15 protein-coding genes and 1 tRNA gene are annotated in these 16,831 nt (G+C 35.7%); 11 read left to right on the top strand and 5 right to left on the bottom strand.

From position 1 onward, the window contains the following. Position 1: 1 nt before the first annotated feature. Together HXY53_09365 and HXY53_09360 are read right to left on the bottom strand one after the other, a co-directional pair. Positions 2–802: an SLBB domain-containing protein gene (locus HXY53_09365; protein NWF76755.1), complete on the bottom strand. Its 801-nt coding sequence runs from the start codon at positions 800–802 to the stop codon at positions 2–4. 95 nt (positions 803–897) lie between these two features. After that, on the bottom strand, positions 898–2,754 hold the full coding sequence (locus HXY53_09360; GenBank protein ID NWF76754.1) for an outer membrane beta-barrel protein: 1,857 nt from the start codon (positions 2,752–2,754) through the stop codon (positions 898–900). 183 nt (positions 2,755–2,937) lie between these two features. Here HXY53_09360 and HXY53_09355 point away from each other — a divergent pair, with 183 nt between their 5' ends. Genes HXY53_09355 through HXY53_09345 form a run of 3 tightly spaced genes read left to right on the top strand, consistent with a single transcriptional unit; the run spans position 2,938 to position 4,835 of the window. Then, entirely contained in the window at positions 2,938–3,690 is a 753-nt protein-coding gene (locus HXY53_09355; protein ID NWF76753.1) for a hypothetical protein, read from the top strand. A gap of 3 nt (positions 3,691–3,693) precedes the next feature. Continuing rightward, positions 3,694–4,299: a methyl-accepting chemotaxis protein gene (locus HXY53_09350; GenBank protein ID NWF76752.1), complete on the top strand. Its 606-nt coding sequence runs from the start codon at positions 3,694–3,696 to the stop codon at positions 4,297–4,299. Positions 4,300–4,301: 2 nt separating this feature from the next. Continuing rightward, on the top strand, positions 4,302–4,835 hold the full coding sequence (locus HXY53_09345; GenBank protein ID NWF76751.1) for a hypothetical protein: 534 nt from the start codon (positions 4,302–4,304) through the stop codon (positions 4,833–4,835). A gap of 6 nt (positions 4,836–4,841) precedes the next feature. Here the strand turns inward: HXY53_09345 and HXY53_09340 are convergent, their stop codons facing one another. Further along, a complete protein-coding gene (locus HXY53_09340; GenBank protein ID NWF76750.1) occupies positions 4,842–5,315 on the bottom strand; it encodes a hypothetical protein in 474 nt (157 codons plus the stop codon). Between the two features lie 109 nt (positions 5,316–5,424). Then, entirely contained in the window at positions 5,425–6,300 is an 876-nt protein-coding gene (locus HXY53_09335; GenBank protein ID NWF76749.1) for an ATP phosphoribosyltransferase, read from the bottom strand. Between the two features lie 73 nt (positions 6,301–6,373). On the opposite strand from HXY53_09335, the gene mfd reads away from it, so the two are divergent. From mfd to HXY53_09320, 3 genes are all read left to right on the top strand, one after another. Further along, entirely contained in the window at positions 6,374–9,496 is a 3,123-nt protein-coding gene (mfd, locus tag HXY53_09330; protein NWF76748.1) for a transcription-repair coupling factor, read from the top strand. Positions 9,497–9,546: 50 nt separating this feature from the next. Further along, positions 9,547–10,260 carry a tetratricopeptide repeat protein gene (locus tag HXY53_09325; GenBank protein ID NWF76747.1) on the top strand — a complete coding sequence of 238 codons (714 nt, stop codon included), beginning with the start codon at positions 9,547–9,549 and terminating at the stop codon, positions 10,258–10,260. Positions 10,261–10,271: 11 nt separating this feature from the next. Beyond that, positions 10,272–10,349, top strand: a tRNA-Pro gene (locus HXY53_09320). A gap of 9 nt (positions 10,350–10,358) precedes the next feature. Here HXY53_09320 and HXY53_09315 read toward each other — a convergent pair. Then, positions 10,359–11,249, bottom strand: coding sequence for a hypothetical protein (locus tag HXY53_09315; protein NWF76746.1), 891 nt, complete (start codon positions 11,247–11,249; stop codon positions 10,359–10,361). Positions 11,250–11,353: 104 nt separating this feature from the next. Here HXY53_09315 and HXY53_09310 point away from each other — a divergent pair, with 104 nt between their 5' ends. From HXY53_09310 to HXY53_09290, 5 genes are all read left to right on the top strand, one after another. Beyond that, a complete protein-coding gene (locus HXY53_09310) occupies positions 11,354–12,085 on the top strand; it encodes a hypothetical protein (GenBank protein NWF76745.1) in 732 nt (243 codons plus the stop codon). Between the two features lie 89 nt (positions 12,086–12,174). After that, positions 12,175–12,921 carry a hypothetical protein gene (locus tag HXY53_09305; GenBank protein ID NWF76744.1) on the top strand — a complete coding sequence of 249 codons (747 nt, stop codon included), beginning with the start codon at positions 12,175–12,177 and terminating at the stop codon, positions 12,919–12,921. A gap of 317 nt (positions 12,922–13,238) precedes the next feature. Continuing rightward, the gene (locus HXY53_09300) at positions 13,239–13,730 is read left to right on the top strand and encodes a CinA family protein (GenBank protein NWF76743.1); all 492 of its coding nucleotides are present in this window, start codon (positions 13,239–13,241) and stop codon (positions 13,728–13,730) included. A gap of 13 nt (positions 13,731–13,743) precedes the next feature. Further along, complete coding sequence (gene ligA, locus HXY53_09295; protein ID NWF76742.1) at positions 13,744–15,777, top strand: NAD-dependent DNA ligase LigA; 2,034 nt, start codon at positions 13,744–13,746, stop codon at positions 15,775–15,777. A 160-nt stretch (positions 15,778–15,937) separates the two neighbouring features. Then, on the top strand, positions 15,938–16,822 hold the full coding sequence (locus tag HXY53_09290) for a patatin-like phospholipase family protein (GenBank protein ID NWF76741.1): 885 nt from the start codon (positions 15,938–15,940) through the stop codon (positions 16,820–16,822). The last annotated feature ends 9 nt before the right edge of the window (positions 16,823–16,831 follow it).

Below are 16,831 nucleotides of genomic sequence, written 5' to 3'. Positions count from 1 at the left end.
ATTAAAAGAAACTCTCTGGAACTACTATCACGTCATCGGGTAAAACAGGTTCATCCATACTCGCCTTTTCTATTACCTTTTCCTTCCCTTCTGATTTTCGGATAATCTTCACCCTACTTTTTGAAGCTTTATCGGTAAATCCACCTGCCATAGTTATTGCTTTTATAACAGTTGTATCTTCCTCGAACTTGTATGCATCAGGTTTTTTTACCTCACCTGTCACATAAAAAACCCCGGCCTTTGTAATGTATACACTATCGGAGTCCATGATGGGGATATCGAGCGAAGTATCTCCTTTTTCTATAAGCATTTTTAGATCAACTGTGATAATATTTTCAGCTGAACTGTCGGGATTTGTTTTTCTTTTTATAATAGCCTTATCACCCGCATCTTTTGTCAATCCACCTGCCTCAGATAGTAGCGCAAGAAATGTGGTTTGTCCAGGAAGGACATAAAGCCCGGGTTTGTTGACTTCTCCCATAATAAATGCCTTTTTACTTCTGAATTCCTGGATAAAAATATTAACCTGTGGATTTATGATATATCCATCTGCAAGAAGTTTTGATATTTTTTCAGCTATCTGGATGAGAGTTAAGCCTTTGACCTCAATTTTACCAATTAATGGAAATATAATTGTTCCTTCACCACTTACCCGTGTTACAGTTGTCAGATCATCATGGTCATAAACGGTTATTTTGAGGACATCTCCTTCACCTATAATATAATCCTGACAATACGAATGAAAGGGATTTGATAAAATGAGAACACCCATAAAGATTATCACAAAGTGATATTTTTTCATCTTATCGCTCTATTGTGACCATCAACTTATATTATAGAATAAAAAAAATCAAATTGAAATTTATATATACGAAAGGTAACCCGGATGCTGTTAGGTTATAAGGCAGCTGTGATTCTGAAAAAAATTGAATTGGTCTTATAATCGAAAGAAGAGAAATTTGAATCCCTTCTTGTATGAATAAATCCGATAGCGGTTTTCAGCCATTCCCTGAAATCATATTGAATTGAAAACATTCCCGAAAAATAATTATCTTCTCTTTCTTTTGTTTCACCTGCAAAAGTCAAAAGCCCGTTGTAATTGTCATTTTCATAAACAAGTTTTATATCAGCTGTAATTTTTCCTGTAACCTTTTGAATATATTCAGCTTCAAATGTATTAGAAAGAATAAAATCCGTTGTTGCAATATTCGTTTCGGTTGTTCTTCTCAATGCCCGAAGAAGGAGGGAAGTCTTGGGAGTGAATTTGTAATCAATCTGAATTTCAAGAATAAAGTCACTATCTTCTTCGTTATCAAACGAAAATTCTTTTACACCATATCCAACCTTTATACTTCCCTTTGATTTAGCAGTTGCATCCCATTGGATACCTGCAAAATAGTGTTGTTCTATACTGCTTGACGTCTGTTCTTTTTTATAATCAATATCAAGATATTCATATTCTATAAATAGTGCTGTTTTAGGTTGAAATTTATAGAAAACATATCCATAGATGGAGTTGTCGTTACGATCTCTAAAATCATTTCTTTCTTCATCATAGTTGACAGAGAAAAGAGAATAATCAAATCGCAGCCTGAATCTTTCACTTATATCATATACCCCTATTCCATGGAATAGATTTGTCTTGAATGTATCCAGTTCCTGAGAAATACCCGTGCCTCTAACATCGTGTGAATCTAAATACTGATCAACAACCTCGAAAGAAAGACCACCCTTTAAATTATATTGAAAAAATCCCTCAAACCTGTGATTTACAGTGTCTTCATCAGTGAACTCTGAAAATTCCTCGATATCCGCATTATAAAAAATATATGTTTGATAACGCCTGAAATACTCTGGTTTATACCTACTAAGTGTATAGCCACCAGGTGATATATTAGAGGTCTCTATCTTTAGTAACTTGTCATAAATATGAGGTATTGATATCCATATCCCTGGAGAAATTATGGTCACAAAATCGTTTTCTTCAGCATCATTTGTATTAAAGACATTGTCTGTATAGTATTCAGTGATGGAAATAAAAGGATGTAAATAGCCGCTTCTTCTGCCAAAGATATCCCATGAAGGTTTTTCCCTTCCAATGGGCATTTCTTCAAGAGGTTTCTTCTCTGCTACGGTCTTATATTGTGTTTCATCTTTTGGCTTAATCGGTTGAACGGTCTTTTCCTGTTCAGCAGGAAGCGTTGCTATGGAAACTGATTCCTTTTCGGGAGTTTCTACTGAACTGACATATTTCGAAACTGTTTCTGTTGGGGCAATATCTCTGGGATGACTTTCCTCTTTTACAGGAACATTAGAAACTGTGGTTTCCTTTGCGACAGGTGGTTTTGCAGATGAAATTACCATTTTCGTTTTAGAAACAGATTTTTTTGCGTAAACCCTGTATATCTTTTTTTTACTTTTTGTGAAGCCAATTCGGACAATCGTATTGCAACCGCTTTTTCTTAATTTTTCTGCATACCTTTCAGCTTCCTTTCTTGTCTTGAAAATACCAGCTTGTCTATATTTCTTGATTTCGCATCGAGAGACCTTTTTTGTTTTATCAGGAGTAGGGGGTATAACTTTTTCAGCTGGCTGCAGAGGGATTTGTGCTGGTGTTTCTTCCGTTATTGCTTGCTTCTTTTTTTTAGCCTCTTCAGCAGGTCTGCAGCCAAGGGCATAATAATCAAATGAATATAAAATACGTGGTATGAGAAGAAAAATAATTACTGGTAACAGTAAGTATTTTTTGCTCATTCAGTTAGTTGGTCCTGAGCATTTTTCTAAATATCATATAAATTACTTAAAATAATATATATATAATTTAATAATTGTCAAGAAAAAATATAGAAAAAGCTTTTTAATACAACGCATTATATCCAGATATCCAGATGACTTTTTCCAGACTCCCTGATATACTTTTTCAAAGGAGGTTATGAAATGCGTTATATTTATTACATAATTATTATATCACTCATTTTATCCGTCATCATAGGCTATCAATTAAGTGTTAAACCTGCTTCAAAAGAAGACGCTGCAATAAAAATCAACGAAAGAATAATCTCAAATGATGAATTCAATAAACTTTATGATACCAGGTCACCATATTATCAGGATAAAGAGGAATTTATCAATTCTTTGATTACAAAAGAGTTATTGATTCAAGAGGCACAGAAGGAAGGTATTGATAAGGAGGAATCTTTCAGAAAATCCATCCAGAACTTCTACGAACAATCTCTTATTAAGTTGCTCATGGACAGGAAGTTATCATCATTTGATCTTACCATCAAAGATGATGAGTTAAAAAAATATATTTCTTTTCGGGGTAGAAAATTATATATGACTTTTTTCAATTTTAATAATTATGAGGAAGCAAAGAAAGGTAAATATAAGAATGGAGAGCAAAAAATTATCTCTTTCGATGAACTTTCCAACGAGCTACAATTCGATATTATTTCGCTTAATGAAGGAGATATGACAGAGCCAATAAAAATAGGAGAAAAATTTGTTGTTATCAGACTCGATAGGTCGATGCCTGTTTCATCACAGATAATTTCCCCAAAGGAAAAGGAAGAGATCAGGATGATGTTGATTGAGAAAAAAAAGAGCAAGATGATAAATGACTGGGTCGCGGCTCTAAGGGAAAAAGCTATAGTTAACATTTATGTTAACGGTCAAAATCGGAGGAAATAGAAAATGAAAAGACATTGGCGAAGGAGAAACTATTTTATCAAAAAAGAACTCCAGGGCAAATATATATTTAATTTCTTTATCTTTGTAATCGGTGGAAGTATTATTTTCACGCTCATTTTCAGCCTTCTTTCCTACAATACTCTGACCGTAGTTTATAAGGACTATAATCTTCAGATAGGCAAGACGCCGCTTGTTCTTCTGATGGAAATCCTTGAATCACACTGGATATTCATTGTAACAACAGGTTTCTCAGTAGTTATTTTATCAATGTTCCTTACACACCGTTTTGCAGGTCCTATATATAGGTTCGAAAAATCGGTCGAAGAGATGATAAAAGGTAATTTCAACTTTGAGGTCAGATTAAGAAAAAAAGATGAGGGTAAAGAATTAGCCTATCTGATGAACCAACTCCTGAGCATTATGTCTTCCAGAATAAAAGAGTTGCGACTTATATCAGATGAAATTCAAGTGCAGATTTCAGATATATCAAATCTGATAAATAGTAGAGAAGGATGCAAAGAAATTTCAGCAAACTTACAGAAAATACATGATTCACAAAGAAAACTCACTGAAATACTTTCCCATTTTCAGATCAAGCATGATACTTAGATATGAACTTTTTTCTTATCAGAGTTTTTTTAATAAGTTTTATTTTTTTTATTTTTACATCGATTTCTTCAGGATTTGAACTAAAGACAAAATATGCTTTAGTAACTTATGACAATGAAACTGTTTTAAAAAAATTCAATAAAGAAGTTAAACTCGGCAGCTTATCTTACCTTTTAAAAAATAAACATTCTCTTAGCATTGAAGATGAGGTAAAAAACAAAATTGATGTAATAGTAGAAAGGGTGCAGACAATTCTTGAAATGTTTTCCAAAGATTTAACATTTAATATGGTATTTATGGCTTCTGAGAAAGATGTCCAGAACATCTTCAAGAACAAATATGGCAAAGATGTTGACTACATAGCCTTTTATTCACCAAAAGATAAAACTATATATCTCTCGATCAGGGATATAGAACTTGGGGTATTAGCTCATGAAATAGCCCATGTAGTTATAGACCATTATTATGGTATTTCAACTCCTTCTAAAATACACGAGGTTCTTGCACAATATGTGGAGACACATTTAAAAGAATGAAGATAATCAGGGTGCTGATGGGCTGATAGTCCCACCACCAGGACTGCCCCCGGGGAAACTGATTTCGACAGGTGTAAGCCCGATTGCTAAAGGAGGGCTGTATCCAAGACCTGTCTCTAAAACTTTAGCAACGTTCTTTGGGTCGGCTCCTCCGTCAATCGCACATCTCGAAACAACGTCTGAGGTAGCACCAGCCTCAATTGCACCAGTAATAATCTGCTCAAGATTAGTATTAACCTCAATAGCACATTTCACAATTATACAGACATCATGCCCCATCTGAACACATGTTTTGATTATATCCTTTGTATTTAGACCCTGAAGTATAGTTTTCTTTACAACAGGACATATATCTTTCTCAATTGCATATTGTTGAGCGATGATATCTTTTAGAGATTCTTCAGCAAAAACTTGATTACAGAACAGTATAGATATTATGACTACAATGACTATTAAAACAGAGTGTAGAATAAACTTCATCCTTTTCATCATAAACCTCTATTTAAGAATTAACAAAAATCAGGCCTTTTGTCAACGAAAATTTCATTTAAATTAAAAAGGCCTTTTCCTCCTTTTCTGTTCAGGAAAACTATGGTATAACTTTGTTTAGCTGATATTCAACAATTCCTGAAGCACCAGCCATCTTGAGCTTAGGGATTATATCACGTACGATTTTTTCATCAATAATGACTTCGAGAGCATACCAGTTAATATCGGAAAGCTGGGATATTGTTGGAGAATGCATAGCAGATAGAAGACTCATTACGCGTTTTAGTGACTTTTGGGGAACGTTCATCTTTAATCCAACTTTCTCTTCAGCAGAAAGTGCTCCCTTCAGTAACATAACGATGTTCTCCATTTTCTGTCTCTTCCACTTGTCATTCCAGGCCTTTTTGTTTGCTATAAACCTTGTGCTTGACTCAAGGATGGTCTCAATAATCCTGAGGTTATTAGCCTTTAAAGAGGTGCCTGTTTCAGTAAGTTCAACAATCGCATCAGCCAGATGTGGGGGTTTGACTTCGGTTGCACCCCACGAAAAATCAATTTCAGCACTAATACCTTTTGATTTCAGGTATCTTTTGGTGAAACCAACAAGCTCTGTTGCAATCCGTTTTCCATTGAGATCTTTTAATGTCTTTATTTTTGACTCATTTGGGACAGCAATAACCCATCTGACAGGTCTTAAGCCCTCTTTTGCATAAATGAGTTCTGCAACTTCATGAACAGAAGCATTTTGCTCTAATATCCAATCCTTTCCTGTAAGTCCGCAATCAAGGATACCTTTCTCAACATATCCTGCCATTTCTTGTGCCCTGATCAACATTGCCTCGATCTCAATGTCATCGAACGACGGATAATATGAACGGCTTGAAACGAGAATGTGGTACCCTGCCTTTCTGAAGAGTTTCATTGTTGATTCCTGGAGGCTTCCCTTTGGGAGTCCGAGTCGCAATAACCTTTTCATATTATATCCTTTCAATTAATTATGCTATTAAAAATATATGATATAATGAATTATATAATCTATCATATTTTTTATGTATTTTAAATCCTTTGAAAATCTTATTGAACAAGATACACATTATCAACGAATATTTAACTTAAAGGGTTCATCATCTGCATTATTACTTGCACTCTGTAGAAAACCTTTCCTGTATATTGAAACAACCGAAGAAAACGCACAAAAACTCTGGAGAGATATTAACTTTTATAGAGATGCATTGAAAAAGGAAAGTGTCTTCTTTCTTCCCGATCCCGATGGTCCGTCCCTCTCTGGTGAGAGAGCAAGTGTTATTTATTCACTCAGAGCCCATGATTCTCTTGTAACCTCATTTAAAAATTTATCATCACCTTTTCTGTCTCAGGAAGAACTTCGGAGAAGTCTTTTTTTTCTCCAGAAAGGAATGACATTAGGCAGGACTGAAATAGAAAAAAAACTTTATGGTCTTGGATACAAAAGTGTTCCCATAGTTACCGAAAAAGGTGAATACAGACGAAATGGATGGATAATGGATATTTTTCCATCTACTTCAGAAAAACCACTCAGACTTGAATTTTTTGGAGATGAAATAGAGACAATCAAATTTTTCGATGTTGACAGCCAGAGATCAGGAGATGAAATATCGGATTTCCTTATTTTCCCATCTGAGGAGCAGCCTTACGGGAAACCATTAATCGAACTTATGGAGGACCGAAAAATTTTCATTTCAGACTCGATACAGGAAAAAGAGGGAATCTCTGTAGACGCTGTATATCTTTCACATTATCCCTTTGATGGTTCAGGCTATGATGCAGGAGTTTTTTCGATTCAGGGTATGGGCATTTTGCCTAAGGAACGTAAAAATCTGGAAGATCTGGTAAAAAAAATAAGGTTTTTACAGATAGAAAATAAAATCGTGTTAGTGACGTCTTCAAATACACAGGCTGAGCGGATAAAAAAAATTCTGAGAGATGGAGATGTAATTGCACCGATAATCTATAAGAATGAGATCTTTGAATATAAGGGGAATGTTGCAATAACGATCGGTGAGTTATCATCTTATCTTTTTATTCCTAATTTCCTTATTCTGACAGAAAAAGAAATTTTTGGGGATAGGCTGGTTTACAGGCCTATCAAAAAATCAAAGGTTACGAGACTTCTTACATCTCTTGAAGATCTAAGAGCTGGAGACTATGTTGTACATGAAGATCATGGTATTGGAAAATTCTGTGGACTTGTTCGCCAGTCTACTGAGGGGCTGAATGAAGACCTTATTCTCATTAACTATGAAAATGGAAGGCTTTATTTACCTGTCCAGCGCATTACGAGTATTCATAAATATCATTCTGAAGAAGGCATTGTTCCTAAAATTGATAAGCTTGGTGGGAAAAGCTGGCAGAGGACAAAAGAAAGAGTCAAAAAGAAGATACAAAAGATGGCAGAAAAACTGCTTATCCTCTATGCAGAAAGGAAAGTTAGAAAAGGCTTTTCATTCAGTCCTGATACCGAATTACATAGTGAATTTGATAGTTTCTTTAGTTATGATGAAACAACTGATCAAATTCAGGCAATAGAAGATATAAAACGTGATATGGAATCTGAAAAACCAATGGATAGACTTATATGCGGTGATGTTGGATATGGAAAAACAGAAGTTGCCATGAGGGCAGCTTTCAAAGCTGTATACGATGGGATGCAAGTAGCTGTATTAGTGCCTACTACTATACTCTGTGAACAGCACTACCGGACTTTTAAATCACGCTTTTCTGCATTTCCTGTAAATATTGATTATTTGAGTAGATTCAAGATTAAAAGAGAGCAGAAGGATACGATTAAAGCTTTAGCCAACGGAGAGATTGATATCATAATAGGCACCCATAGCCTTTTAAGCAGGGGAGTTCATTTCCAAAATCTGGGTTTACTTATTATTGATGAGGAGCACAGGTTTGGTGTAAGCCAGAAGGAGAAGATAAAAGAAGTGAAAAAAGGGGTTGATGTTATTACACTTACTGCAACTCCAATCCCGCGAACATTATCTATGGCTCTTTCAGATATAAGAGATATGAGCTTGATCGAGACTCCACCTGAGGAAAGGCTTGCAGTTAAGAGTTTTGTTTCTATCTTTGATGATTCACTTATAAAAGATGCAGTAAAAAGAGAGTTAGGGAGGGATGGTCAGATATTTTTTGTACATAACCGGATAAGAGACATCCATAAGATTGCAAATTATCTTATTAATCTCATCCCTGAAGCAAAAATATCTGTTGCTCACGGACAGATGGCTGAACGAGAACTTGAGGATGTAATGCGTAAATTTTATGATGGTGAAATCAACATGCTTGTATCAACTGCTATTATTGGATCAGGACTTGATATACCGACAGCCAATACAATCATTATTAATAGAGCAGACATGATGGGACTTGCAGACCTTTATCAATTAAGGGGTCGGGTGGGGAGAGGGAAGGTTAGGGCTTATGCCTATTTTCTTATTCCCGGAGAAGATATAATTACCGAGGAAGCAAAGAAAAGATTGCAGGCAGTTCAGGAAATGAGTTATCTCGGAGCAGGCTTCAGGCTTGCTTTGAAAGATCTCGAAATCCGTGGAGCAGGGAATCTTCTTGGTTCTGAACAATCAGGACATATCCAGGCAGTTGGTTTTGACCTATACATGGAAATGCTGGAGAAGGCAATTGCTGATATCAAGGGTATAAAAATTGAGGAAGAGTTTGACCCGGTTATAAACTTGCATGTTCAGGCTTTTATCCCGGAAGATTATATTGAAGACGTGACACTTAGGTTGAGCTTATACAGAAGGGTTGCATCATCAAAGACTCACGAGTCTCTAAAAGCTCTCAAATCAGAAATAGAGGATAGGTTTGGTATCATGCCGGATGAAGTAAAACATCTCTTCGATATTATGAGATTGAAAATTATTGCACGGGATCTGCGTATAATAAAATTGCATGAGATGCATGGTAGGGTAGCAGTGAACTTTTCACCAGAAACTAAAGTTGAACCAAATTATATATTTGCATTAGCAAAATCGGAAAATCTCAGGATAAGATTTCTTCAGGACGGCTTCGAATTTTTCTTGAAGGGGAAGAGGTGGCATGAAATCTATCAAGAAATTTCAAGGATATTGGAAGAATTAAACAGGATGACCCCTTTACTTGTCTGAGTATTTCTGATAACTTTAATAAAGTCAGTTATCTCTAAGGAGAATAGATTTTGAAAAATTTATTTTATATTTTTTTATTGTTTATCTGCCTTTTTTGCTCCTGTGTAACAGTCAAAACTAAAAGAGATATCCAGCAGTCCGATGCACATTTCCAATTGGGATTGTCGTATCTTAATAACAATAATATACAGCCAGCCTTTGTTGAGTTTCAAAAAGCTATAGATTTTGATCCTGATAACAAGGAAGCACATAACATGATCGGGGTAATTTATCTAACAAAACTTGAGGACTATTCAAATGCAATCATTCATTTCAAAAAGGCACTAAATTTAGATAAGAACTTTTCAGAAGTATACAATAACCTCGGGAATGCTTATGAAAAAATTGGAAAACATGATGAGGCCATAGAATCTTATAAAGCTGCTATAGAAAATCCACTATATCATAATACGGCGTTGGCATTATATAATATCGGGATGTTATATTATAAACTTGCACGATATGATGATGCGATGGATGCCTTTAAAGAGTCTCTAAAAAGGAATTCTGATTTCTATCTTTCTTATTACGGGCTTGCTCTCTGTTACAATATGAAAGGACAATATGACGATGCTGCTGTTGCAATAAGTCGTGCGATAGAACTCGATCCCATGTACAGGGGAAATAGAGACAAGGCAATCGAAGATTTGAGAAATAGAAAAATTCGTGCTAAGGCAGAAGAAGAAAAATTTATTGCTGATTATCTGGAAATCCTGAAATATTAGATACACACGTTCGGGGCGTAGCGCAGCCTGGATAGCGCACCTGCCTTGGGAGCAGGGGGCCGGAGGTTCAAATCCTCTCGCCCCGACCAGAAAAATTATCATCTTATGTTCCTATCGTTGATGTCTTGCTCCTCATCAACATATTCCCTCTTTCTTTTTAAGAAACGTATAAAACCATAAATCATTACAAGGGTTGCAAAAGCGAAAAGTATCGTGTAAATGTTATTGCTCAGATATAAGAACCACGTGTGTTTCTTTTTCAGGTCTGCATGCCATAAGGATTCAAGTTCATGTATTGTTAATCCAAGAGCTTTGCTTATTGATTCATTGACTGAATTGCCTTCTTTCAGATATCCGAGCATCGAAAGAATCCCCTCTTTACCGTATTTTTTTTCTATAAATTCGATCAGGCTTTTACTTTCTTCGTAGGCAAGCACCAGATTTTGTTCATCTGTGGGAAATCGTTCGAGCGTATTAATATCGATTAATCTATTAGAGACGACAGCTTTTGAAAGAGTCCTTTCCTGATGCTCAACCATAAGTTCAGAGATGCCTCCGCTTACCCACTGACATATACCTTCATCAAGCCAACGGGGTAGATTCTTTTTTTCAACATGTCTGTGTAGTAAAAGATGACATAATTCATGCTGAAGTGTGGTTTTGAGAGTGAAAGGCTTTGTATATACTCTTGAAGTGTCAATAACAATAAGTTTTTTATCAGGCATGGCAAATGCGATAATAAAATCACTGCTAACTATTTTTTTGAAGTCATTTCTATTAGTAAGAACCACCATAGGAAGAATATCTATTTTCAACTTTAACTCTGTTTCGAGTTCATCACGCACCAAAGGGTATATTGTTAAAACCTCTTGAGATATATCTTTCAAATGACTTGTAAAGACCACCTCTACCTCTCGTGTCCTTTGTGAGAGAAATTCTTCAGCGTAAAGTTCAGGAATTAATAGAAAGATAAGAATTAGAGTTAGCACAATTTTCATACGATTCTATTTTGTTGTTATTGTCATGATAACGCAATATGAAAAAATATTTCTCTAAATTATTTTGGGCAAGTTTATAGTAATATATAATTGAAATGAGAGAAATTAAAGGATTCGAACATTTTTTACAAATTGATGATGAAAACGTATCTAAGAATATTGAACTCCTTAAAAATGACTTCCAACTTATTTTAGATCTGGATAATCTGTATTCTACATGTTTAAATATTACCCTTCCCGCTGATTCAAATATCATGATACCCGCATTTTTATATCTGATATCTCATCAGGAGTTTTATAATGGAATGGCTTCTTTTTTAAGGCTCCATAAAGCACAATCTTTTCGTTGTTTAAGAGCGGCGCTTGATAGCACATTTACAGCTTACTATTTATTAAAAAATCCTGATGAAACGCAGATTTATATTAATAAAAGCAGAGACTCCTCGACGTGGGAGAGTCTTTTCAGAAATATAAAGGTGACGATGAAAAACAACCAGAAAAAGTTCCCATTAGCTGAGGGACTTCCACATGTGCATGATTTGTGTAGCAAATATGCTCATGCTGACCCTGAAGGTATTTTTCATAAATATTTCATGGATAAGAAAGAAAAGAAGCTACATGTTAGGTATTTTGATTATGAAAGTTCACCTGAAGAATATAAAAAGTGGGCTGCCTTTTTATTGTTTTATTTCTACAAGATATTTCTGATTTACTGGCACGAAATGCTCAAGAACAGTGCAGGAAATATAAAGAAGGATATAGAATATCTTATTAAGGCTTATAAAATTAAGATAAGCTATGCTAAGAAACACTATGATTTTTCATAAATCTACATTCATTAAACAATAATGAGGTTTAAAAAATTCCAAAATATTGTAAGTTAAAGGTAATAACAGTTAGATTATATCAATAAAAAATGAAAAAACAAGTTAAGATAACTTCATCGCTTTTCAAAGATTTCAGCTCCAAAATTAATATCGAAGGAGAAACCTATCTCGTCGATTCAGAAGACATGGGAATCCAGAATCCAGCAATCATAACGCGGATATATCATAGAGGCAAGATTATCTATTCTCATACAACAGAATATGGAAATATCATACATGAACCGGATTGTGATGCGAGACTGAAGAAACTTATTCAAGAACAAAAACAATTAGCGATTAAAACATTAACAAAAGAAAAAACTTCTCAGAAAAAACTATATAGAGAATACCTTGCAGAGGTTGAAGAACTCATTAAATTAAATAAAAAGTATGAAGCTCTACAATTATTGACTGAAGCTTTAAAACATTATCCTAACAATCCTCTCATCCTCTCTTACAGAGGATATCTCGAAGCTGCTGTTAACAAATACTATTTTCAGGGGGAAATGCTCTGTGAAAAGGCATTTAAGGGTTTAAAGGAGCAGATGCCATTAGGTGAAAGTTTTTTCCTGCCACTTCTGTATCTGAATCTTGGGAAAGTCTATGCTGCTGCCAACAATCGAAAAGCAGCTTATGAGACTTTTAAAAAAGGACTCGAAATAGACAATACAAATGAAAATCTTCTTAATGAAATAAAAAAACTCGGCATTAGAAAAAAGCCAGCTATCCCATTTTTTAAGAGGTCGAACCCCTTGAATAAATATATTAGCAAATTGCTATACAAAATCAGAAAATAGATTTTCTTAAACCCAATCTCTTCAAAACTATGATATGCCATGTCCATTGATTCAGCCAGTGCTTTGGAGACAATAAAACCTTTTTTCAACCTGCTCCTGCCAATCCTTGCTACAGAACCATGCCTGGCTTCTTGAAATTTCTACCACAGGACGAATGACAATCTCTCCTTTACAGTTGTTCCTATATATGTTTCTTTATAATAAAAGTATTGCTAACTGCAATAATATTGCATTACTGTCAAACTAAATGCTTTTTGCAGATTGCAGACTTTTAGAAAAAAGATTATGATTAAAGCAAATATGAAAGGCTCTCTATAATGAATATCAGATTGTCAGGTACTATACAGAGAGTACATGAATTTTTCAGAAAAAACAAATTAACCCTTTCAGTAGCAGAATCCTGTACTGGAGGGCTTATAAGCCATTATATTACAGCCCTTCCTGGAGCAAGTAATTTCTTTGAGGCAGGGGTTGTTTCCTATTCGATAGAGTCAAAAAAAAAGATTTTGGGGGTTTCATCTGATATAATTTTAAAATTTGGCGTTGTGAGTGATGAGACTGCAAAAGAAATGGCCGAAAAGATGAGGGCTCTAACTAAAACGGATTATTCTCTCTCGATAACAGGTAACCTTGGGCCGGATGTCCTTGAAGGGAAAGAGAAAGGGCTAATTTATATTGCTGTAAGCAAGAAGGGGAAGACATTTTCAAGGGAGTTAAGATTAAAAGGCAATAGAAAACAGAATAAAAAAGAAGCATCCCTTTCTGCACTGGAGTTTCTTATAGAGATATTAGAGGATACGAAAATTTAAAGGGGTATTCTTTATGACAGTTAAAATACCCGAACAGATTAAACAGGAAATCGAAAAGATTGTAAAAGAGCTAAACTACCACTGCTATCGTTATTATGTTCTTGATTCGCCTGTAATATCAGATGAAGAGTATGACCGTTTATATCTTCATTTAAAAGAACTGGAGGATAAATATCATTATATTCTTCCAGAGTCCCCAACACAGAGGGTTGGAGCGCCACCTCTTGAAAAGTTTGCAAAGGTGAAACATACCGAACCTATGCTATCACTTGATAATGCTTTTTCATATGAAGATGTTGATGAATTTGAAAGGAGGGTAAAGAGATTCCTTGGTATCAGTGATGTTATAGAGTATACAGTCGAACCTAAATATGATGGACTTGCGATTGAATTGACATACAGAAACGGTTTACTTTTCAAGGCATCTACACGAGGTGATGGATATGAAGGTGAAGATGTCACACAGAATATCAGAACAATAAAATCTGTCCCTTTGAAAATCGAAGGAGTTAATGCTATCCCTGAATTAATTGATATACGTGGTGAAGTATATATGGATATTGATGAGTTCGAAAAACTAAACAGGGAACGTGAGCATAAAGGTGAGTCGATGTTTGCAAATCCAAGAAATGCTGCAGCCGGTTCAGTTCGCCAGCTTGATCCTTCAATTACCGCATCAAGGAAACTCTATCTTGCATGTTATGGGATTGGTGCTGTAAAGGGAATTGAATTCAATACGCAGTGGGAATTAATTAAATGGCTGGAGAAAACGCGTTTTCCAATTCCTGCAGTGGTAAAAGTCTGTAGAGGTATAAAAGAGGTTATACAGATAATTGAGGAAATTAAAGAAAAAAGGAATACCTTTTCTTTTGAGATAGATGGATCTGTTATCAAAGTGAATGACTTTAGATTGCAGAAGGCGCTTGGCATGAAGACAAGGGAGCCAAGGTGGGCTATTGCATATAAATTTGCAGCACATCAGGGCACAACGAAGATACTTGACATTCAGGGCAGCGTTGGCAGAACAGGAGTAATAACGCCATTTGCTATTTTTGAGCCTGTAAAAATAGGTGGGGTAACTGTATCACGTTCTACATTACACAACTGGGATGAAATGGAAAGAAAAGATATCCGTATAGGAGATACAGTATTGGTCGAGAGGGCAGGTGATGTTATCCCCCATGTCATAAAGGTTATTAAAGAGAAAAGAACTGGTAAGGAGAGACCTTTTCCTATACCTGATAGATGTCCTGTTTGTGGATCGAAAGTTCTAAGGGAAGAGGGGGAGGTAGCTGTCCGATGTATCAGGCTTAATTGTCCTGCACAGGTTCAGGAAAGGATTATTCACTTTGCATCCAGAGGTGCTATGGATATAGAGGGTTTGGGAGAAAAGAATGTAGAACTGCTCTATTCGAAGGGGCTAATAAATAATTTTGTTGATATATATAAACTGAAAAAGGAAGATATCCTTAACCTTCCACGGTTTGCAGAAAAATCAGCTCAAAATCTTATTAATGCAATCGAAAAGAGCAAACACACAACTCTTACGAAATTCCTTTATGCACTCGGCATTCTGCATGTTGGAGAATATGCTTCAAAACTCCTTGCCAAGAATTTTGAGAAGATTGAAGATCTATACAAAATAAGTCCTGAAAGAATTATTAAAATCCCTCAGATAGGAGAAAAGATCGCCCAATCGGTTGCAAACTTTTTCAATGACCCAGAAAATCTTGACACACTTAAGCTACTGAAATCACTCGGGCTTAAAATAACTAATCCTGATTTCATAAGCAAAGACAAAGAAAAAAGATTACTGGAGGGGCTTACATTTGTTATTACAGGCACATTGCCAGAGCCGAGAAATGTTGTGGAAGTATTAATAGAAAGGCATGGTGGTCATGCAGCATCTTCAGTTTCTAAAACTACAAACTATGTTATTGTTGGAGAAAACCCCGGTTCAAAATTGAAGAAAGCACAGTTGTTTGGAGTGAAGACTATTTCTTATAATGACCTGCTCAGGATAATCGAAAAGGGCAAAATTGAATGAGGATATGGGGCGAGCAGAATTCCCATAATATTTTATTAAACTTTTAGCTGTCACGATCTGCATGAATTTTATTTTACCATCACATACCTCCACTTTTACTTGTTTGACAAACATTCTGCAGAGGGGGTATTTTAATGTAGAAGAAAGAGAGCCTTTAGACATGAAGAAGAAGACATTGCAAATTTTCGTGTTTGTAATATTTATCAGCTTTATCTTTTCTTGCGCCCCAAAGGAGGTTATCCAGCCTCCTCCTAAACCTGCTAAAATTGCTGTTGTTCTTGGTGCAGGCGCTTCAAAGGGGTTTGCACATATCGGGGTGCTGAAAGTTCTCGAATCTAATAAAGTTCCGATACATATGATTGTAGGTACAAGTGCGGGCAGTTTTGTTGGTGCGCTCTATGCTTACGGTTTCAGTGCTTTCGAGCTTCAGAAACTGTCGTTTTCAATACAGAAAGATGATGTTTTTGACCTTACATTACCTGACAACGGGTTCATAAAAGGAGAAAAACTTGAAGCCTATATAAATCATATACTCCGTGATACGACTATGGAGAGACTCCGGATACCTTTTTATGCTGTTGCAACAGATATACAGAGTGGCAAAGAGGTTGTATTTGGAAGCGGAAACACAGGAACTGCTGTTCGTGCAAGCTGTTCAATCCCCGGCATATTCAGACCCCCGGTTATTTCAGGAAGGATGTACGTTGATGGAGGTGTTGTAAGCCCTGTAGCTGTTGAGGCAGCAAGGAGGCTTGGTGCTGATATAGTTATTGCTGTAGATATATCAGGCGATGTGACATCATCTGCTCCCAGTGGAACAATTGAAACCATACTTCAGTCAATAAACATAATGTATTCAAAACTTTCTGCTATTCAGCTTGCAAAAGCAGACGTTGTTATTCAGCCAAAGGTGGGTTATATAGGAAGCGCTGATTTTTCAAAAAGACATGAGGCAGTACTTGAAGGTGAAAAGGCAGCTCTTAAAGCACTGCCAAAACTTCAGGAAATTTTGAACAAATTGAGACTTGAAGGCAGATTGAATTAGAGCTAATAA

The organism is Nitrospirota bacterium (genome assembly GCA_013388455.1).
Lineage (GTDB): Bacteria > Nitrospirota > Thermodesulfovibrionia > Thermodesulfovibrionales > SM23-35 > JACAFF01.
This window is presented reverse-complemented; position numbering and strand designations above follow the sequence as displayed.

What these genes read in the sequence shown, in the direction of transcription:
- HXY53_09365 (NWF76755.1), bottom strand. Translation starts at nt 802, where the DNA reads ATGAAAAAATATCACTTTGTGATAATCTTTATGGGTGTTCTCATTTTA.
- HXY53_09360 (NWF76754.1), bottom strand. Translation starts at nt 2,754, where the DNA reads ATGAGCAAAAAATACTTACTGTTACCAGTAATTATTTTTCTTCTCATA.
- HXY53_09355 (NWF76753.1), top strand. Translation starts at nt 2,938, where the DNA reads ATGCGTTATATTTATTACATAATTATTATATCACTCATTTTATCCGTC.
- HXY53_09350 (NWF76752.1), top strand. Translation starts at nt 3,694, where the DNA reads ATGAAAAGACATTGGCGAAGGAGAAACTATTTTATCAAAAAAGAACTC.
- HXY53_09345 (NWF76751.1), top strand. Translation starts at nt 4,302, where the DNA reads ATGAACTTTTTTCTTATCAGAGTTTTTTTAATAAGTTTTATTTTTTTT.
- HXY53_09340 (NWF76750.1), bottom strand. Translation starts at nt 5,315, where the DNA reads ATGAAGTTTATTCTACACTCTGTTTTAATAGTCATTGTAGTCATAATA.
- HXY53_09335 (NWF76749.1), bottom strand. Translation starts at nt 6,300, where the DNA reads ATGAAAAGGTTATTGCGACTCGGACTCCCAAAGGGAAGCCTCCAGGAA.
- mfd (NWF76748.1), top strand. Translation starts at nt 6,374, where the DNA reads ATGTATTTTAAATCCTTTGAAAATCTTATTGAACAAGATACACATTAT.
- HXY53_09310 (NWF76745.1), top strand. Translation starts at nt 11,354, where the DNA reads ATGAGAGAAATTAAAGGATTCGAACATTTTTTACAAATTGATGATGAA.
- HXY53_09305 (NWF76744.1), top strand. Translation starts at nt 12,175, where the DNA reads ATGAAAAAACAAGTTAAGATAACTTCATCGCTTTTCAAAGATTTCAGC.
- HXY53_09300 (NWF76743.1), top strand. Translation starts at nt 13,239, where the DNA reads ATGAATATCAGATTGTCAGGTACTATACAGAGAGTACATGAATTTTTC.
- ligA (NWF76742.1), top strand. Translation starts at nt 13,744, where the DNA reads ATGACAGTTAAAATACCCGAACAGATTAAACAGGAAATCGAAAAGATT.
- HXY53_09290 (NWF76741.1), top strand. Translation starts at nt 15,938, where the DNA reads ATGAAGAAGAAGACATTGCAAATTTTCGTGTTTGTAATATTTATCAGC.